Genomic DNA, 19,835 nt, shown 5'->3' with positions numbered 1-19,835 from the left:
ATGAACGAATACCCGGATTACTTAAAGTCCTTTTCCAGGGCGGAGTATGGGGCGCATATACAAAAGCTGCAGCAGGAGATGGGGGCATCAGGAATAGACATGCTGCTGCTGTCCTCACCGGAAAACATTTTTTACGCAACCGGTTACCGGTCCTGGTACACTTCCAGCCTGTTCCGCCCGGTCCTGGTCTTTGTGCCAAGGGTGGGGGAACCGGCCATATCCCTGCGGATTCTGGAAAAGTCCACGGTGGAAAATATAAGCTGGTGTCCCAATATCTATGCGGCAGGCACGAAGAGCAGGAATCTGGGACCCCTCAATTCAGAGGGACCGGCGGACGCAATGAAAAAGTTCCTGGGAGAACTGGGATATGAGGTAAAGACCGTGGGACTGGAGGCAGGGGACGGCCAGCATTATGTCTGGTCCCTGACCATTCTGAAGGAGCTGACGGATACGTTTCCCCACCTTATATTTACGGACGGCACTGCGGCGATCCAGGGGGCGCGCATGATCAAGACGCCATGGGAAATCGACCGGATCCGGACCGCAGGGTGGGTGACGGAAACAGCCATTGTGGAGACATTCCGCCAGATCAGGCCGGGTATCACCACGGAAAAAGACATTGCCAGGGGGATCGCCAGCAGAATGACGGCAGGGGGAGTGGATAAAATATCGTACCTTACAGTCAACTCGGGCAGGGACAAATACCATACCTTTAACAGTTATGCCACGGACCGGATCGTGGACCACAAGGACATTGTGCTGGTAGATATCAGCGGTCATATTGACGGCTATGCATCGGACCTGACAAGAGTCATGTACCTGGGCCATACACCGCCGGAGCAGTATGTCCGGATGGCTGAGACCGCAAGAAACTGCGTCCATGCCGGATTTGACATGCTAAGGCCCGGAGTAAAGGTGTGGGAGATCAACCAGGCGATCGAGGGGTATCTCAGAGGATCCAGATACGGAAGTAACGTGGTACATTCCAGCGGACATTCCACCGGCCTTAATGTGACTGAGTATCCTAATATTAGTGATGACTGCCATGAGACGGTCCGGGCAGGCATGGTGTTTGCCCTTGAGAACGGGGTTTACCCCTATGATCTGGAAAAGGGGGCAGGGACCATATGGATCTCCTTCCGCATGGAGGATGAGGCACTGGTGACTGAAAATGGGGCGGAGTGGCTCTCTGGACCGGGGAAGGCACTTTATACAATGGGGGATTTTTGCTAAAACTGACAAAAGAAGGAGGTTACGAGTATGATCATCATCAAAGCGTTATTGCTGGCAATTGCAGCAAACCTGGCAAGCGGCAGGGTGTGGAGCCCGGTCACATGGCCCTTCTGTTACCCGCTTATCAACGGCACCGTGGTTGGTTTTATTCTGGGGGATCCGCTTCTGGGACTGATGGCAGGCGCCACCATTAACCTGGCGTACATAGGGTGGATATCCGCCGGAGGGACCATGCCCTCCAATATCGGCATAGCTGGTGTGTACGGAACAGCCATTACCATACTGGCTAAGGCCACGCCGGAACTGGCCATAACCCTGGCCATACCCATCGGTCTGCTGGGCGTTCTCTTGTGGAACCTGCAGATGACCCTTAACGTATTCTGGGTCCATCGTCTGGACGCCAATGCCGAGAAGGGGGAGATAAACAAAATATTCTTTAACGCGTGGCTGTTTCCGCAGCTGACCGCCCTGGTGGTCAACGGCACGCCGGCATTTATCCTGATGTTCCTTGGCGGAGAGTTCTTTAACCGTCTGTTAAACCAGATTCCCCAGGCATTTGTCAACGCCCTGAGCGTTACCGGCAATCTTCTTCCTGCCCTGGGTGTCGCAATGCTCTTAAACTATCTGGGAAAGAAAAAAATGATCCCGTTTTTTGTGATCGGTTTTTTCCTGACCACGTTTCTGGACCTGGGTATCATGGCTATCGCCATTCTGGGCGGGTGTGTGGCTGTAATCGTATACTATGCATCTACTGAAAAGGCAGCTGAGGAGTACGAGGATATTCCCGAGGAGGAACCCAAGACAGAACTGAAGATCCGCCTTAGAAAGTCAGATTTGATAAAGCACTGGCTCATTGGCCTTGGGGCAGAGGTGGGGTATAATTATGAGAGAATGCAGGCGTCCGGCAACGTGCTGGCCATGCTGCCTGTGATCCGGCGGCTGTACACGGACCCGGAGGATATAAAGGCTGCCCTGAAACGGTATCTGGTATTCTTTAACACTGAGCCGTCTTTTATCGGCAATATCATTCCCGGCATCTGCGCCTCCCTTGAGGAGGAGCGGGCAAACGGAGCCGACATTTCGGATGAGATGATCAACGGCTTAAGGACAGGTCTTATGGGCCCCCTGGCCGGTGTGGGCGACAGCCTTGCAGGAGGCATTATCTATCCCATTGCAGTATCCCTTGGATGCGCACTGGCCCTGAAAGGTGAATTTTCCGGCCCGATCCTGTTCTTTGTGATCTTTACCGGAATCATGCTGGTGCTGGGATACAATCTGTATAACATGGGGTATAAACAGGGAAGCAAATCGGTTATGAATATTCTGGGCGAAGGTTCCGGTTCCATTACACGGCTTACGGATGCATTCGGCATTCTGGGCTTAATGGTGATCGGTGCAATGGGCGCCCAGAAGGTTCTGGTCTACATCCCATTGCAGATCACAGTGGGGCAGACAACGGTTATTTTCCAGGATGTCCTCAATGGTCTCCTGCCAAATATGCTGCCCTTTGGCCTGATTATTGGCACATGGATGCTGCTTAAGAAAAAGGTTTCGCCCATCATGGTGGTGCTGATCCTGATGCTGGTGGGGATCGTGGGATATTATATCGGTATCCTGGGACTTGCGGCCTGATGACCGGCGGGGAGTAGAAATTAAAACCGGGAGTATAAAACCGGGAATATAAAACCGGGGATGCCAGATTGTACGGCGTCCCCGGTTTTGTAACATTTTAATTTGATTATATCTTCTGCTTACTCTCCAAACACTGCCTTATAGTCAGCCTGGAACTTGGCAATGCCCTGGTCGGTCAGAGGATGCTTGGTCATCTGAGCCAGTACGCTGTAAGGAACCGTTGCAATGTCAGCCCCTGCCTTTGCGCAGTCGATCACATGAATAGGATTGCGGACGCTGGCAGCAATGATCTCTGTCTCAATGTTGTGCATCTGGAAGATCTCAGTGATATCATAAATCAGGTCAATACCAGGCATGGAAATGTCATCCAGACGTCCCAGGAAAGGAGATACGTAGGAAGCGCCTGCCCTTGCAGCCAGCAGGGCCTGTGCAGCGGTAAATACCAGGGTCACATTGGTCTTTATGCCCTCGGCGTTCAGAACCTTGACAGCCTTTAATCCTTCAATGGTCATGGGGATCTTAACAACCATGTTGGGATGGATGGCAGCGATCTCCCGTCCTTCTTTGATCATGCCTTCTGCGTCAACTGTGGTAGCCTTAACCTCGCCGCTGATGGGGCCGTCCACGATCGAGGTGATCTCTTTGATGACCTCTGCGAAATCCCTGCCCTCTTTTGCGATCAGGGACGGATTGGTGGTAACGCCGCAGATAATGCCCATATCATTGGCTTTTTTGATGTCTTCTACATTGGCTGTGTCAACAAAAAATTTCATAGTAAATACCCTCCTGAATGATCCCGGACAGGTTTTCCTGCCCTCACCTTTATATTTTCTAAGTGTATTATATCGCATATACCCACAATGTCAAGCAAAATATTGCAGAAAAATGCGTTAATATGCGATTTTAACAGAAGAGAAACGGTAAAATAGAAAATAACACTTTGAAAAACGCAGAAATAACGCAAAGTCCGGCAAACAGATGCGTTATATCTATATAAAGTCCAATCCCTTATTCTTATAATCCACAGCCATCTCCCCCGAGACATCATTGTCCGTGATCAAGGTGGTGAAGGCTTCGATCCCGCACACATGGTATCTGGATACGGTGTTCAGCTTAATGGGATTGACCAGGGCGATCACGCGCCTGGATGTCTCGATCAGCTGGCGCTTGATGCTGACCTCATCCGGGTAAGGAATGGTCATGCCGTACTCGGGATGGATGGCGTACACACCCATAAAACACAGGTCCGGATGGTAGAGGGACGCCTGGCTGGCAGCTGTTTCGCCCACATTGGTCATGGATTCCTTCAGGAGATTCCCGCCCAGGACGATCACATTCACCTGCTCTTTCATGGAACAGGCATGGGCAATGGAGTAGCTGTTGGTGAGCACGGTTAGTTTCAGGCCGTTGGGGATGTTCTTGGCAAACTGGAGGTTGGTGCTGCTGCCGTCAATGGCCACCAGCTGGTCCTGCTCCAGAAAGCCCAGGGCTTTTGACACCAGACGCTGCTTCAGCTCAATGTCCGTGGTCTCCCGGTCAAAGAAATTGATCACCGGACGCTCCATGGGGATGGCGCCTCCAAATACGCGCTTTACCTGTCCCTTCTGATCCAGATCCAGCAGGTCCCTGCGGATGGTATCCTCGGATACACCCAGCTCCACGGCCAGACGGCTGACCACCACCTTGCCGGAGGAGTGGAGCTTGTTTAGTATCAATGCTTGACGTTCTTCTTTTAACATATTATCTATTCCTTTCCAGCAAAATATTGCAGAAATGCGCAAAAAAAAGCTGTTTCCAGTACTATTATACTGAAAACAGCCGCAACCTTCAATAGACAATCTCATAAAACAGGCATTGAAAACAGCCTGGAACCTGCGATGGAGTTTGCATTGCAGGGGTTTACAGTATTCTGGGAAACAAGTATAATGTAGTGGTAAAAGGACCAGGGCAAAACCGTGGGTCCCCTTGTCCGCTGAGGGTAAGTAAAAGGCAGAGATAGAAAAGAGGTAATAAGATGAAGAAATTGGAAGAGTATGTGAGAAGCATACCGGATTTTCCGGAGCCGGGAATCATTTTCAGGGATGTGACCAGTATCCTTCAGGATGCGGATGGGCTGCATCTGGCAGTGGACAGCCTGATCCATATGGTGGAGGACCTGGACTATGATGTGGTAATTGGGCCGGAGTCCAGGGGATTTATCTTCGGGGTACCGGTAGCTTATGCACAGCATAAGAGCTTTGTGCCTGTGCGCAAACAGGGTAAGCTTCCCTGCGAGACCATTTCCATGGATTATGAACTGGAGTACGGAACCGCCACCATCGAGATCCACAAGGATGCCATCAAGCCTGGCCAGAGAGTGGTGATCGTGGATGACCTTATAGCCACGGGAGGCACCACTGAGGCGATCATAAAGCTGATCGAACAGCTGGGGGGCGTGGTTGTGAAGATCTGCTTTGTAATGGAACTTGCCGGACTGAACGGGCGGGAGCACCTGAAAGGTTATGATGTGGATTCCGCTATTATATATGAAGGAAAATAGATCAGTGTATGCGGATATCTGCAGATAATCTAAAAAGCCTTTCCCGTTTAAGTGGGAAGGCTTTTTTCGTGTGCCGTTTTTTTGCTGCCGCCCGGGCCAATAGTTTATAAAAGAACGGACAGATCCACCTGACTGTCATTTAAGGTCTGTTCAATGACGCTTTTCTTTTGAAGAAGTGTCTTTAAGATCAGTTCTTCCTTCCGGCTGGTGAAACGGAAGGCCGGGGTGCTGATACTCAAAGACGCGATCACCGCCCCATTCCGGCAGATGGGAACCGCCCGGCACTGTACATCCAGGTAGCTTTCCTCATCGTCACAGGCAAATCCCTTGTGTTTTACATCTGACAGCTCTTTCATCAATACATTAAAGTTTGTTATGGTCTTAGGCGTCAGGGGCTTTAAGCCTTCGGGATACAGCTGCTCTATCTCATCAATGGAATACTGGATCAGCATACATTTGCCAAGGGCCGTGGCATAGGCAGGAAATGTGGTTCCGATGGAGGACACCATCCGTATTTTCTCAGTGGAATCCGCTTTTAACAGATAGTTGACATTGGGACCGTCCAGGGTTGCAAAGTAGCAGGTTTCGGAACAGATGGAAACAATGTCATCCATGACCCGGCGGACATATTTCAGGATATCAAATTTTTCCAGGTATTCGTTTCCGATTTTGTACAGGGCGGATCCAAGGGCATAGGTGTGGGATGCGGGATCGTATATAATAAATTTCCTGGCAAGCAGGGTGTATATAATGGGATTCATGCTTGTCTTGGGCGCATCCAGATGCTGGCAGATCTCTGTAAGCGTGGCAGGCTGTTTCCTGGAAGCGAGGTATTCTAAAACCTCTAAAGCGCGGTTAACGGCATTATGTATGTTCATGGCAGGCTCCCTTTCGCAATATGTTTTCTATTATTTCTTCTCAATTATAACGCATATACGCTATCTTTTACAAGATGAAGTTTTAAATGAAATCATTACATGGACCATATTAACTTATATAAAGCTGGATAACGTATATAAGTTAATATGAATAGATAAAATACAAAAAATTATCTGATCTGTAGATTTTTATTTGGTATATTTACAAAAAAATCAGGGTGTGCTATCATCAATATAGGTCCTAAATAGATTCTATATAACGTATATACGTCAATAAGAAACAATGGTAAAAAGGAGAAGGCATAAAATGAAAATTATGAAAACCATCAATAAGATTCCAGCAGGACTGATGATAGTCCCTCTCTTTATGGGAATTTTAATCAACACCTTTTGCCCCCGGGTTTTGCAGATCGGGTCGTTTACTACAGCCACATTTTCCAATGCCGGTGCGGCTTCGTTTATGGGAGTGCAGCTGCTTGGCATTGGCACCATGTTAAAATTCAGGGATATGCCCCAGGTTTTAAAAAGAGGAGGCGTACTGCTCCTGTCCAAGTTTTTGGCGGGCGTGGTGATCGGCTTGACCATCAATGCCATATTTGGCGACAAGGGACTGTTTGGACTGACAGCATTGGCATTGATCAGCGCTATCACAAACAGTAACGGCAGTGTTTACACGGCCCTTATGACAACCTATGGTGACAAAACAGACTGTGCCGCAGTAAGTATGCTGACCTTTAACGATGGCCCCTTCCTGACTCTGGTTGCCTTGGGAGCTTCCGGTCTGGCAAACATTCCCCTGATGTCGCTGGTGGCCGTGCTGGTTCCCCTGGTGGTGGGCATGATCCTGGGCAATCTGGATGAGGACTGCAACAAGTTTTTTGCACCTCTTGTGGGTTTGATGGTTCCTTTTGTGGGATTGACATTGGGCGGATCCATTAATCTGATGAATATTGTAAAGGGCGGGCTTCCCGGTATCATCCTAGGGCTCCTTGCCATGTGTATCGCCGGTCCATTTACCGTATTCTGCGACCGTAAGATTTCCAAACGCAGCGGTTATGCCGGGCTGGCGGTTTCCACCATTGCAGGCAATTCCATTGCCACCCCGGCAGCGGTCGCGCTTATTGATCCGGCCTGGCAGCCCTATGTGGCCGAGGCAACCACGCAGATTGCGGCGGCGGTGGTGGTAACGGCCATTGTGATCCCCATTGCAACCAGCGCCTGGATCAAGCGGTTTGGAAGTCCCAAGAATCCGGTGAATGGACATGCCGGTGAAGTATGGTAAAATAGGAGACAGACAGGGGTAAACAGGAGACAGATAAATGAGAGGAGAAAAGACATGTATAATGCGTTAATTGTTGAAAAAAACGATGATGTGGCCGTGGTACTGGAGGCCATCCATGTGGGGGACAAGGTTACATACCGGTATGGTGATGAGGAACGCAGTGTGGTATCTCTCAGCGAAGTTCCGGTCTATCACAAGGTGGCGGTGCGCGATATCAAAAGGGGGGACCATATTCTCAAGTACGGCGAGAAATTGGGAGTTGCGACCCAGGATATTAAGCTGGGCGAACATGTGCATGTACAGAACCTGGACAGTGAACGGGAAGACTTATAAGCAGGAGGAGAAAGATCATGAAAGATACATTTTACGGATATAAAAGGCCGGACGGCAGAGTGGGGATCAGGAACAATGTACTGATCCTGCCGGCCAGCATCTGCGCATCGGATGTGTGCCGTATGGTAAGTGATGCGGTTCCGGGAACCGTATCCTTTAACAATCAGAATGGGTGTTCCCAGACAGAGAAGGATTTTAAGTATACGCTGGACGTGCTGGCTGGATTTGCGGCAAATCCCAACATCTACGCCACGGTAGTCATTTCTCTGGGATGTGAGGTGGCGCAGATGGATATTGTGGTGGAGGCCATTGAAAAGCTGACCAATAAGCCCATGAAAACCCTGATCATCCAGAAAGAGGGCGGAACCATCAAAACCATGGAAAAGGCGGTCCGCTACGCGCGTGAATTTGTGATCGAGGCCTCCATGCTGACCAGGGAGGAAGCCCCCATCTCAGCGCTGCGCATCGGGACAAACTGCGGCGGGTCTGATCCCACCTCCGGACTGGCGGCCAACCCGGTGGTGGGCGGGGTCAGCGATATGCTGGCAGAGCGCCGGGCAGTGTCTGTTCTCTGCGAAACCACGGAGCTGATCGGCGCAGAGCATATCCTGGCAGCCCGTGCAAAGGACGAGACGGTGAAAAACAGGATCTATGAGATCATCAACCGCTATGAGGAGAGCATCCGGATCGTTGGTGAGGACATGCGGGGAGGGCAGCCCTGTGAGGGTAATAAGCGCAGCGGCATCACCACTATTGAGGAGAAGACTCTGGGCTGTATCCACAAGGGCGGCCACAGCACCATTATGGAAGTGATCGACTATGCCCAGGAACCCACACAAAAGGGCCTTGTGATCATGGACACGCCTGGAAATGACGCTGCTTCCGTGGCGGGACTGGCAGCCGGAGGATGTCAGATGGTCCTGTTTACAACCGGCATGGGAACTCCCACAGGAAATCCCATTGCCCCCGTATACCGCCTTACGGGCAATAAATTCACCTTTGCCAATATGGAGGACAATATTGACTTTGACGCCAGCGGCGTATTATCCGGAACAGCAACCATTGAGGAGCTTTCCATAGAACTGTTTGAGGAGATGTTAAATGTGGCAAACGGCAAGCTGACCAAATCCGAAAGCCTTGGCTTTAAAGAGATTGCCATTATGCGGGCATGTAATTACTTATAAATATGTGATTGGAGCAATGAAAGAAGGGTACAGGATATGATAAACAGATTTTTGGAAAAAACAAGGGCCGGGGAACTTACGGTGGGGACCTTTTTTGAGATGGGCCATGCAGCGGTGGGGGAAGTGATCGGCCAGACTGAGCTGGATTACTTTATTATCGACTGCGAACACGGTCCCTATGATATCGAAAGCGCAGGGGATGTGATCCGTGCCGCGGAGGGCGTCAGCGGGGGGAAGGTAACCCCCTTTGCCAGGAGCAGGGACAGTGGGAGGGCTTCCATTCTAAAATTGCTGGATATTGGCGCAAAGGGGATCATCATTCCCCATGTGCAGTCCCTGGAGGAAGCAAAAAAGATTGTGGAATACGGAAAATATTTTCCTGTAGGAGACCGTGGCGTGGCTGTGAGCCGTTCTGTAAAATACGGCCTGGGCCATGAGACGGACCAGGGTACAAAGGCCTGGTTTGAGGAGTGCAATGAGAAAGAACTCCTGATACCCCAGTGCGAGACAGTGGGATGCCTGGATCAGATCGAGGAGATCATGGCGCTGGATGGGATTGACGGAATTTTTGTGGGTCCCTATGATCTGAGCGCGTCCATGGGGATCCCGGCGGAATTTGACAGTCCAAGGTTTTTAGAAGCCATTAAAAGGATCATCAGGGCGGTAAAGGCAGCAGGAAAATTCGGGATCATATATGTGGATGATGAGACAACAGCTGCCCAGAGGTATGCACTGGGGTATAACAGCGTTACCATACAGCTGGATTCCACGGTTTATTTCAGAGCCCTGAATAAGATGGCGGATGAAGTCCGTAAGGCTGTAAGGTTATGAGGACATTTCCGGCCTGGATGAAATACGTACGTGAAGCAGGTCTGCCAACCACCCTTTCAGAGGAAAATGCAGACGAAGGCCGGTTGGAGGAACTGGCAGCTAAATGCACCATGGACGGACCGGTTGGAGGTCTGGAAAAGCTTGGAAAGGAAGATGTGGTACGTATCCTCAACCTTGCCCGTTAGAAGAATACTAAGTGTCACATAAGAAACAGCCGGGAGCTGCCAGTAAAATGCTGGTCAGCTCCCGGCTGTCCTTTGATAACTCCCCCTCCCGGCGGGATTATACCGGGCATGTATGGCGGGTCCGGGCACTGACCTCCAAGGCGGACCGAAGGTTTTTTTTCGTGCCCAAGGGGTGAAAAAAAGCCCGGATAATTCCTTGAACAAAGTATCTGTCCGTAGTACAATAGTAATATTATTATAATGACGAAACGGTAAAGGAGTATGCCGAATGGGACAAAAGAGGGCTGTATTCATAGCGGCGGCATGTGCATTATCAATTTCCATGGTGCTGGGGGCATGTTCAAAGGAAACGGCAGCGGATCGTGAGCCGGCTGTCCAGGAGGAGAATATGAAGCTGGTATTCTGGCATTATTATAATGATGCCCAGAAGAAGTATCTGGACCAGCTGATACAGGAATACAATGATACGGAAGGAGCAAAACGCCATGTGACCGTGGAGGCATACAGCCAGGGCTCTATCGGAGACTTGACCAACAAGATAGATCTGGTACTCAACGGCTCCACCAATGATGTGGAGATGGCTAACATGTCCCTGGCTTACAGGGATATGGTAGTGGGCGTGGTGCATAATAACAATGAAAAGCTGGTGGATGTGGGAGAATATCTTACAGAGGATGAACTGGCCCGGTATAACCAGGCATACCTGGAAGAGGGATATATCGGGGACCGTCTTTATATCCTTCCCCTGGCAAAGTCCACGGAGCTGCTGCTCATGAACCAGACCCGTCTGGATGAATTTTTAGAGGCCAATCCCCAATATTCTGTTTCAGGCATGGCCGACTGGGACAGCCTGGAGGAGATGGCGGAGGGATATTACAAATGGACCGATGACATGACCCCTGACCAGGAAGGAGACGGAAGCCCCTTTATCGGACTGGATAACCTTGCCAATTATTTTATTGCCATGAACCATGCCATGGGTTCCGACATTTACCACTACGACCAGGAGGGAAAACTGGTCATAGACCTGGAAGAGGAGTATGTCAAGCGCCTGTTCCTCAACTACTATATACCGTTTACCAAGGGGTATTACGGGGCCAGCGGCAAGTACAGGAGCGATGACCTGAAGCAGTCCATACTTGCGGGATACATTGGCTCCTCTTCCAGCGTGCTCTATTTCCCGGATGAGGTGGCGGATGCCAATGAAGACATGGTGCCCATTGAGATGGGAGTATATAAATATCCGGTACTGTCCGGCTGCAGGGAAACCGCCATCCAGCAGGGAGCCGGTGTGGTTGTCTTTAACCGGAGCGGGGAAGAGAACAGGGCCAGCATGGATTTTATCCGCTGGCTGACAGTGGACAGGGGGTTTGAACTGGCCTCATCCATGTCTTATATGCCGGTCAGTGATGAGCCTATCACCCAGGAACAGAAGGACCTGGTGGAAAGTCCTAAGGTTTTAAAGGGTCTTGAGGCGGGACTTGAACAGAGCAATACTTACCAGATGGTATATGGTTTTGATTTTGAGAATTCCTATGATGTGAGGACGGAGCTGAACGACTGCCTGAGCATTGCGCTCAGCCAGGGGCGCCAGGAGTTTCTGGATCTTGTAAACGGGGGAATGACCCCGGAGGAAGCCGCAGAGTCCATGGATTACGATGGAAAAGCTGAACTGTTCTATGAACAGGTGAGGGAAATTTTTGGCCAGTAATATCCGGTAATGCGGTTGCCTGTCGGAATGGAGATTCGTCCTATGAAAAAACGTTTGTTAAGCAACAGGGTGAGGAATGCCATCCTTATGGCGATCCTGCTGCAAAGCATCATATTTGGGATCGGTTTGGTGATAACCGGGACGTTCTCCGGTACAGCCAACCGTCCTTATAAGGTTATGGAGTCCCAGGTGGCTGAAAAGAATTCCCTTTTATCCAGTTACATGAATAATGTGCTTCTTCTGGCAAACACCATGGAGAAGGAACTGGCCAAGATGACGGACGAGGTAGAGATCCAGAACAGGCTTGTGGATAACCTGAACCATGCGTCCTCATCGGACGGTATTTTCTACATTGACCTGGACGGCAGGGAAGCCCTGGTCCTGCATGACGGGGAGCCGGACATCTATTCATCCACCTATGGGGATATCAGCTGTACCATCGGCCGTACCCAGAGCAGTTATCCCATTGCCCTTTCCAAGGACTGGCGCCCAAAACTCACGGATCAGGAGTGGGGGATGGTGGAGCAGTTCTGGGAAAATAAAGGAAATGGCGGCACCTGGTTTTTTACCAGCGAGCGCCTGTACTATGTGCTGAGCCAGGAGTCCAGCAGGGGCAGAAGGATCATGGGTCTGGAGATCAGCAGCGACATGCTGGATTCCTGCCTTAAACTGGATAATCCGCCCTATCAGGGGATGACCATGCTGCTGCTGTCGGATGAGTCGGTCCGCTTCAGCCTGGATCAGACCTTTGAAGGGACCGGATACGATCTTGAAGAAAAGACAGGGTATATATCCCTGACCAATAATGGAGTTGGCTATGACGGCGTGCGCAGTGCCCTTCAGACCTACGGGTATATGTACGGCGGGGCTGTCTATGTGGCTGCCGTGTGCCACCATTCGGAGCTGACAGCCCTGTCCCAGTCCACCATTCTCATGGTGGCGGGCGTGTACCTTCTGTCCATTTTTATAGCCATTATTTTTTCCTATATTGCCATATATATGGTGCTTAAGCCCATACAGAGGCTTCAGGAGGATATCGCCTGCCAGAAGCCGGAGGAGGTCCATTTCAGGGAAAGCGGTATTGTGGAGATTGACAGGATCCATCAGGCCCTGAACGACATGGCTGATAAACTGGAGCAGAGTTATTCCAGGTATTCCTTTACCATGGAATCAGCAGGGGATAATGTGGGCAGCTTTGAATACCAGGAGAAAGGGGGAAGGGTCAAGGTAAGCCCTTCTGTCAGGATCCTTTTGGGCATCCCGGCGGACAGCAGGGAGCCGGTGAATGAGATAGACTATGACAAGTGGAGCCGCATTCTCGGCAGCTTGGAACAGATCGAGGAACTGGAGGACGGGTATGCCTTTACTGACATTTACGGTGACAGGCGGGCTGTGACCATCCGCCAGCGCAGGGAGGAGCACGGCGTATTTGGCCTGGTAATCGATAAGACAGATGCCTATAATGAGATCGTGCGTCTCAGGAACATTTCCCAGCACGATCAGCTTACCGGACTTTATAATTCCTCCTACCTGAAAAAGGAAGGACAGAAGATACTGGATGAAAATGCAAACCGGGTAAATGCCCTGGTATTCTGTGACCTGGACAATTTAAAGTATATCAATGACAACTTTGGCCACGAGATGGGAGACCGTTACCTGAAGGCCATGGCCGATCTTTTGACCTCCATGACCCAGGGGGAGCAGTGTATTGCGGTCCGTCTGTCCGGTGACGAGTTCGTACTGTTTTTCTACGGATATGACAACAGGGATGTCATTGAGCAGAAAGTGCGGGATGGATACGCGGGCCGGCCTTCCCTGAGGCTTCCTGACGGTACGGACCACAGGATCAACGCTTCCATTGGGCTTGCCTATGCCCAGAGGGAGACGGAGAGCATGGACGGCCTGCTAAACCGTGCCGACCGCGCCATGTACCGGGTAAAACATGGTGAGAAAAACGGTATAGCGATATATGACAAGTCAGATGAGGCGGGGCCGGCATAGGCCCCGTCAAGCTTTTTTCTATACTCCCCTTGCTTTTTTGCATAAAAAAAATTATAATGTATTTTGACTATCCATAGGAAAAGGTGACCGCAGATATGGCAAATGAGGGAACAAAAGAAAAACTGGATATCGAATTGGAAGCTCCGGCTGACTTTACAAGTCCTGAGGAGCTGTACCTGGATCTGATCAAAACCATCCGTAAATACCACCCGTCCGATGATATAACAATGATTCAAAAGGCATATAAGATTGCAGACGAAGCCCATAAGGAACAGAGGCGCAAGTCAGGCGAACCTTATATCATCCATCCGCTTTGCGTGGCCATTATACTGGCCGACCTGGAGATGGACAAAGAAACCATTGCTGCCGGGCTTCTTCATGATGTGGTTGAGGATACGATCATGACCCTGGATCAGCTGACCAAGGAGTTTGGTTCAGAGGTTTCATTTTTGGTGGACGGCGTTACAAAGCTGACACAGCTGAACTGGGACAAGGACAAGGTGGAGATCCAGGCAGATAATCTGCGCAAGATGTTCCTGGCCATGGCTAAGGATATCCGTGTGATTATAATCAAACTGGCCGACCGGCTGCACAATATGCGCACCGGACAGTACTGGAAGCCGGAAAAGCAGAAGGAAAAGGCCAGGGAGACCATGGAGATCTATGCCCCCATTGCCGACCGTCTGGGTATTTCCAAGATTAAGATTGAGCTGGATGACCTGTCACTTAAGTTCCTTAAGCCGGAGGTGTATTATGATCTGGTGGAGAAGGTGGACCTGCGCAAGGATGCCAGGGAGACCTTTGTACAGGAGATTGTGGATGAAGTAAAGAGCCATATGAAGGAAGCTGGCGTGGAAGCCACGGTAGGCGGAAGGGTCAAGCATTTCTTTAGTATTTATAAGAAGATGGTGAACCAGAATAAAACTCTGGATCAGATATATGATCTGTTTGCAGTGAGGATCATGGTGGAGACAGTGAAGGACTGCTACGCGGCCCTTGGCGTGATCCACGAAATGTATAAGCCCATACCGGGCCGTTTTAAAGACTATATAGCCATGCCCAAGCAGAATATGTACCAATCGCTGCACACCACCCTGATCGGGGGCAACGGGCAGCCTTTTGAGATACAGATCCGCACCTATGAGATGCACAGGACTGCGGAGTACGGTATTGCAGCGCACTGGAAGTACAAGGAGAGCGGCAGCGGACAGGTGCAGGCCGGCAGTGAGGAGGCAAAGCTCAGCTGGCTGCGCCAGATCCTGGAGTGGCAGCGGGATACGGACGACTCCAAGGAGTTTCTGAGCATGGTCAAGGGAGATCTGGATCTGTTCTCAGACAGCGTGTACTGCTTTACCCCGTCAGGTGATGTGAAGACACTTCCCAGCGGCTCCACCCCCATCGATTTTGCATACTGTATACATAGTGCAGTGGGGAATAAGATGGTGGGAGCCAGGGTGAACGGAAAGCTGGTACCTATTGAATATGTGATCCAGAACGGCGACCAGCTGGAAATCATCACGTCCCAGAATTCCAAGGGACCCAGCCGTGACTGGCTGAACATTGTTAAGAGCACCCAGGCCAAGAACAAGATCAACCAGTGGTTTAAGAACCAGATGAAGGAAGATAACATTGTCAGGGGCCGGGACGCCATTGAGCGTTATTGTAAGACAAAGGGTATTAACTGGTCGGATATCAGCAAACCGGAATTCATGGAAAAGGTAATGAACCGGTATGCATTTAAGGACTGGGAATCCGTTCTGGCATCCATTGGACATGGCGGCATGAAAGAGGGCCAGGTCATCAACAAGATGATGGAGGAACGGGAAAAGAAGATCAAACGCGAGATCACGGATGAGGATGTGCTTAAGGGGATCGCGGACACGGCTGGAAGGTCCGGCGAGGCCACGGTGCGAAAGTCCAAAAGCGGCATCGTGGTCAAGGGGATCCATGACCTGGCCGTGCGTTTTTCCAAGTGCTGTAATCCCGTGCCCGGGGATGAGATCGTGGGTTTTGTCACCAGGGGACGGGGCGTGTCTATCCACCGCACGGACTGCATCAATATCATCAACCTGCCTGAGGATGAGCGGGGCCGGCTGATTGATGCTGAGTGGCAGGTGGCGGAAGGGGCTACCTGCAATGAGCAGTATTCCACTGAGATCAAGATCTTTGCCAACAACAGGATCGGTATGTTTGCGGACATTTCCAAGGTGTTTACCGAGAAGCAGATCGACATTACTTCCATGAATGTGAGGACCAGCAAACAAGGTAAGGCAACCATTATCATGACATTTGATATACACGGTACCGAGGAACTGAACAGGCTTACAGACAAGATACGCCAGATCGAGGGCGTTCTGGATATTGAGAGGACCACGGGCTAGGGTGTGGATGAATATTCATCCGGCCCGGGGAGCCGGTGCCAATTCGCCGAGGCGGATGGAAGCCAGGCAGATTGAAGCCAGGAGGAGAGGGGTAAGGATATGAGTGATATGCGGGTTAAGACATGTGTGCTGGGAGCAGTGAGCACCAATTGCTATCTGGTTTACAATGAGAGCACCAAAAAAGCCGTGATCGTGGACCCGGCGGATAATGCCCAGTTTATCCTGAACAAATGTAATGAGCTGGGGATCACCCCGGAAGCCATTCTTCTGACCCATGGGCATTTTGACCATATCATGGCTGCGGAGGATGTGCGCCGTTCATTTCATATTAAGATTTACGCCTCTGAGACAGAGGACGCAATGCTGTCCGATTCCGGCCTGAACCTTTCAGGGGGATGGGCGGGAAAGCAGACCAGTTTCCATGCAGACGTGCTCCTTAAGGATGGGGATGAACTGGAACTCATCGGTTTCCGGTGGAAGGTGATCGAGACTCCGGGCCATACCACTGGCTCTGTGTGCTATTATGTGCCGGAGGAAGAAGTGGTGTTTTCAGGTGACACCCTGTTTTGCGAATCCTATGGGCGGACGGATCTGCCTACAGGAAGCAGCAGCCAGATGGTGTCCTCCCTTCTGGATAAGGTCTTTGCGCTGCCGGATGATACCATGGCATATCCGGGGCATGGGGACACCACCACCATTGGGTATGAGAAAAAGAACAATCCCATTGCATTTTACAGATAACGAAAGCAGGACTGATATGATTGGATTATTAATACAGGATAACGCATATGAACAGGACATCAGAGAACTTCTGATGTCCTTTTATCCGGGGGAACTATACGCCCATGAATTAAAGGATGATCTGGAATTTTATGTGGAGACAGCGCTGGGGGATGGGACGATCTCCGTCATCATATGGGAAAAGGATGGAGAAAAGGAAGCTGGCAGTGACGGCAGCGGGGATATCACCTGGAAACCGGTCATGAGCCGTACCGGGACATCGGACCTGTCCGATCATCTGGCCACTAAAAATGTGGTGAAAAAGATGTTTTACCAGATGCTGGTGGAGCGCACGAAAAAAGAACTTCCCTGGGGATCCCTGACCGGTATCCGTCCCACCAAGATCGCCCTTACAAGGCTGGAGGAGGGCTGGAGGGAACAGGATATCCGCTCCTTTATGAAGGAGACTTATATGGCCAGTGATGAGAAGATCGACCTAAGTATTGAGATCGCTGCCAGGGAAAAAAAGCTGTTGGAACCCCTTGACTACGATCGGGGGTACAGTCTGTACGTGGGAATCCCTTTCTGTCCCACCACCTGTCTGTACTGTTCCTTCACCTCATTCCCCATCAGCAAGTGGACAGGGCGTACTGGCCTTTATCTGGAAGCCCTGTTTAAGGAACTGGAGTACACGGCAAAGAAAATGCAGGGCAGGCCCCTGGATACCATCTATTTTGGGGGAGGCACCCCTACAGCCCTTCCGGCAGAGGATATAGATGCAATATTATGTAAACTTGAGCAGCTGTTTGATAAGGAACATGCCCTGGAATTTACAGTGGAAGCAGGGCGCCCCGACAGTATTACGGAGGAAAAGCTGAAGGTGCTGCGGGATCACGGCATTACCCGTATCTCCATCAATCCCCAGACCATGAACCAGAAGACGCTGGAGCTGATCGGACGCCGCCATTCCGTGGAAATGGTGAAAGAGCGGTTCATCATGGCCAGGGAGCTGGGATTTGACAATATTAATATGGATCTGATCATGGGCCTTCCTGAGGAGGACCTGGATGATGTGCGCTACACCCTGGAGGAAGTCAGGAAGCTGGCTCCGGACTCCCTGACGGTCCATTCCCTGGCCATTAAGCGGGCAGCCCGTCTTCACATGTTCAAAGAACAGTATGAGGGCCTGAAGATCAGCAACACGCCTGAGATGATCGATTTAAGCGCCGCCTGTGCCAGGGAGATGGGCATGGAACCGTATTACCTTTACCGCCAGAAGAACATGGCCGGCAATTTTGAGAATGTGGGCTACTCCCTTCCCGGGAAGGCATGCATATACAATATCCTTATCATGGAGGAGATGCAGACCATTGTTGCCTGCGGCGCCGGCACCACCACAAAGGTGGTATTCCCCTCGGAGAACAGGCGGGAACGGTGTGAGAACGTGAAGGAAGTGGAGCAGTATATAAGCAGGATTGATGAGATGATAGAGCGGAAGGAACGGATCCTGGATCCTTTTACATCCAGATAGTCCGGAACAGATGAGAAATTCCGCCTGTGTGGCCCTGCTCTGCGAGAGATCCATGGGTGGATTTAAACTGAAAAAAATTTTGATGACTGAGGAGGTACTTCCCGTATGGGGAGTGCCTTTTTGTTTTTCTCAGGATAATGGTCTGAGGTAATGGCCTGAGGTATCAGTTTGAGATATCAGCCTCCAATTTGCGATGATTTGGTGTTATCTATTCAATTTTGGACAAGATAAGTATAAAATATGTAATTACAAATTATGAATAGGAGGAATTATATGGAGGGAAATGTAATTGCAAGAAGTGACCTGACGGAGTTTAAAAATTATCTTCGTGACAGGGAGCGATCTGTGAGGACCATTGATAAGTACTGCAGGGATGTCGCTGCCTTTATGGGCTATGCCGGCGCCAGCCAATGCGTTACAAAGGAAGTGGTAATAGGCTATAAGAGACATTTGCAGGAGACATATAAAATAACCAGCGCCAATTCCATGCTGGCCGCGCTGAACTGCTTTTTTCATTTTAAGGGCTGGGACGATTGCAGAGTGGGTCTGTTTAAGGTACAGAGACAGCTGATGGGCAGCGAGGACCGCAAACTTACAAAGGAGGAATACAAAAGGCTGATCAAGGCGGCCTGGAGCAGTGAGAACAAACGGCTGGCCATGATCATGGAGACCATAGGAAATACGGGAATACGCGTAAGCGAGCTTTCTTTTATCACGGTAGAGTCACTGTATACCGGCCGGGTGGAAATATACAATAAAGGAAAATGCCGGACGATCTTTATCATAAAGGAACTGCGCCGCCTGCTTTTGGAGTATTGCAGGGAACGGAATTTGTCGTCAGGCCCTGTATTTGTGACCTCAGGAGGAATGCAGATGAACAGAAGCAATATATGGTCGGAGATGAAAAAGCTTTGTACCAAGGCAGGGATTCCCAGACAGAAGGTATTTCCCCACAATTTAAGGCATTTGTTTGCCTACACCTATTATGGGATCGATAAGGATCTGGTACACCTGGCAGATATACTGGGGCATTCCAATGTTGAGACCACACGCATTTATACGGTTTCTACCGGGGAAGAACAGGAAGCAGTGATGAAGAAAATGAAAATGATCATTTGATGGATAAAACGACATAATACATATTATGTTTTACAAATACATAAAAACAGCGTATTATCTGTAACAATAAGCTGGTTTCCATGGATTTATTATATCACAAAACCGTGAGCAGGCAATATTTTTTTAAGGGAACCATCCAGACTCCTCTTGGGATCTCCCTGCAGAACCGCGTAGAACCATGTAATACTGCCCAATGCCATGCAACACCATACAAAATACATGGTATGGGCAGCGTTATGTGGAAGGGGCCGGGGCAAAAAGGTGATAAAAATACG

General features: G+C 50.2%; 19 protein-coding genes. 16 read left to right on the top strand and 3 right to left on the bottom strand.

All coding sequences use genetic code 11. The features are described 5' to 3' along the window. Together HMPREF9469_RS11870 and HMPREF9469_RS11865 are read left to right on the top strand one after the other, a co-directional pair. A complete protein-coding gene (locus HMPREF9469_RS11870; protein ID WP_007862232.1) occupies positions 1 to 1,233 on the top strand; it encodes a M24 family metallopeptidase in 1,233 nt (410 codons plus the stop codon). Positions 1,234 to 1,260: 27 nt separating this feature from the next. Continuing rightward, positions 1,261 to 2,865 carry a PTS system mannose/fructose/sorbose family transporter subunit IID gene (locus HMPREF9469_RS11865; protein WP_007862231.1) on the top strand — a complete coding sequence of 535 codons (1,605 nt, stop codon included), beginning with the start codon at positions 1,261 to 1,263 and terminating at the stop codon, positions 2,863 to 2,865. A gap of 119 nt (positions 2,866 to 2,984) precedes the next feature. Here HMPREF9469_RS11865 and fsa read toward each other — a convergent pair whose 3' ends face one another. Further along, positions 2,985 to 3,638 (bottom strand): fructose-6-phosphate aldolase, encoded by a 654-nt coding sequence (gene fsa / locus HMPREF9469_RS11860; protein ID WP_007862230.1) that lies wholly within the window; start codon positions 3,636 to 3,638, stop codon positions 2,985 to 2,987. Between the two features lie 216 nt (positions 3,639 to 3,854). After that, positions 3,855 to 4,604, bottom strand: a complete 750-nt coding sequence (locus HMPREF9469_RS11855) for a DeoR/GlpR family DNA-binding transcription regulator (RefSeq protein ID WP_007862229.1) — start codon at positions 4,602 to 4,604, stop codon at positions 3,855 to 3,857. Between the two features lie 275 nt (positions 4,605 to 4,879). Between HMPREF9469_RS11855 and HMPREF9469_RS11850 the strand changes: the two genes are divergently transcribed. After that, entirely contained in the window at positions 4,880 to 5,404 is a 525-nt protein-coding gene (locus HMPREF9469_RS11850; RefSeq protein WP_007862228.1) for an adenine phosphoribosyltransferase, read from the top strand. 104 nt (positions 5,405 to 5,508) lie between these two features. Here HMPREF9469_RS11850 and HMPREF9469_RS11845 read toward each other — a convergent pair whose 3' ends face one another. Then, positions 5,509 to 6,282, bottom strand: a complete 774-nt coding sequence (locus HMPREF9469_RS11845) for an IclR family transcriptional regulator (protein ID WP_007862227.1) — start codon at positions 6,280 to 6,282, stop codon at positions 5,509 to 5,511. A gap of 307 nt (positions 6,283 to 6,589) precedes the next feature. On the opposite strand from HMPREF9469_RS11845, the gene HMPREF9469_RS11840 reads away from it, so the two are divergent. From HMPREF9469_RS11840 to HMPREF9469_RS32620, 13 genes are all read left to right on the top strand, one after another. Beyond that, complete coding sequence (locus tag HMPREF9469_RS11840) at positions 6,590 to 7,564, top strand: 2-keto-3-deoxygluconate permease (RefSeq protein WP_007862225.1); 975 nt, start codon at positions 6,590 to 6,592, stop codon at positions 7,562 to 7,564. A gap of 54 nt (positions 7,565 to 7,618) precedes the next feature. After that, positions 7,619 to 7,897, top strand: a complete 279-nt coding sequence (locus tag HMPREF9469_RS11835) for a UxaA family hydrolase (RefSeq protein WP_007862223.1) — start codon at positions 7,619 to 7,621, stop codon at positions 7,895 to 7,897. A gap of 17 nt (positions 7,898 to 7,914) precedes the next feature. Beyond that, the gene (locus tag HMPREF9469_RS11830; RefSeq protein WP_007862221.1) at positions 7,915 to 9,081 is read left to right on the top strand and encodes a UxaA family hydrolase; all 1,167 of its coding nucleotides are present in this window, start codon (positions 7,915 to 7,917) and stop codon (positions 9,079 to 9,081) included. 36 nt (positions 9,082 to 9,117) lie between these two features. Beyond that, positions 9,118 to 9,912, top strand: coding sequence for an HpcH/HpaI aldolase family protein (locus tag HMPREF9469_RS11825; protein ID WP_007862220.1), 795 nt, complete (start codon positions 9,118 to 9,120; stop codon positions 9,910 to 9,912). 17 nt (positions 9,913 to 9,929) lie between these two features. Next, positions 9,930 to 10,097, top strand: coding sequence for an iron-containing alcohol dehydrogenase (locus HMPREF9469_RS11820; RefSeq protein WP_147329428.1), 168 nt, complete (start codon positions 9,930 to 9,932; stop codon positions 10,095 to 10,097). Positions 10,098 to 10,108: 11 nt separating this feature from the next. After that, entirely contained in the window at positions 10,109 to 10,273 is a 165-nt protein-coding gene (locus HMPREF9469_RS32005) for a hypothetical protein (RefSeq protein ID WP_157140289.1), read from the top strand. A 92-nt stretch (positions 10,274 to 10,365) separates the two neighbouring features. Continuing rightward, positions 10,366 to 11,808 (top strand): extracellular solute-binding protein, encoded by a 1,443-nt coding sequence (locus tag HMPREF9469_RS11815; RefSeq protein ID WP_007862215.1) that lies wholly within the window; start codon positions 10,366 to 10,368, stop codon positions 11,806 to 11,808. A 42-nt stretch (positions 11,809 to 11,850) separates the two neighbouring features. Beyond that, on the top strand, positions 11,851 to 13,809 hold the full coding sequence (locus HMPREF9469_RS11810; protein WP_007862214.1) for a sensor domain-containing diguanylate cyclase: 1,959 nt from the start codon (positions 11,851 to 11,853) through the stop codon (positions 13,807 to 13,809). 95 nt (positions 13,810 to 13,904) lie between these two features. After that, the gene (locus tag HMPREF9469_RS11805; RefSeq protein ID WP_007862213.1) at positions 13,905 to 16,190 is read left to right on the top strand and encodes a RelA/SpoT family protein; all 2,286 of its coding nucleotides are present in this window, start codon (positions 13,905 to 13,907) and stop codon (positions 16,188 to 16,190) included. Between the two features lie 99 nt (positions 16,191 to 16,289). Next, the gene (locus HMPREF9469_RS11800) at positions 16,290 to 16,931 is read left to right on the top strand and encodes an MBL fold metallo-hydrolase (protein WP_007862211.1); all 642 of its coding nucleotides are present in this window, start codon (positions 16,290 to 16,292) and stop codon (positions 16,929 to 16,931) included. Between the two features lie 16 nt (positions 16,932 to 16,947). Continuing rightward, a complete protein-coding gene (hemZ, locus tag HMPREF9469_RS11795) occupies positions 16,948 to 18,441 on the top strand; it encodes a coproporphyrinogen dehydrogenase HemZ (protein ID WP_007862210.1) in 1,494 nt (497 codons plus the stop codon). Positions 18,442 to 18,714: 273 nt separating this feature from the next. Next, positions 18,715 to 19,560 (top strand): tyrosine-type recombinase/integrase, encoded by an 846-nt coding sequence (locus HMPREF9469_RS11790; protein WP_007862209.1) that lies wholly within the window; start codon positions 18,715 to 18,717, stop codon positions 19,558 to 19,560. Positions 19,561 to 19,640: 80 nt separating this feature from the next. Next, positions 19,641 to 19,835 (top strand): hypothetical protein (locus HMPREF9469_RS32620; RefSeq protein WP_207636594.1); only part of this gene is annotated, 195 nt, incomplete at its 3' end.

It is taken from the genome of [Clostridium] citroniae WAL-17108, assembly GCF_000233455.1.
Lineage (GTDB): Bacteria > Bacillota > Clostridia > Lachnospirales > Lachnospiraceae > Enterocloster > Enterocloster citroniae.
Note: the sequence above shows the minus strand (reverse complement) of the source record. Positions and strands in the feature narration are given on the sequence as shown.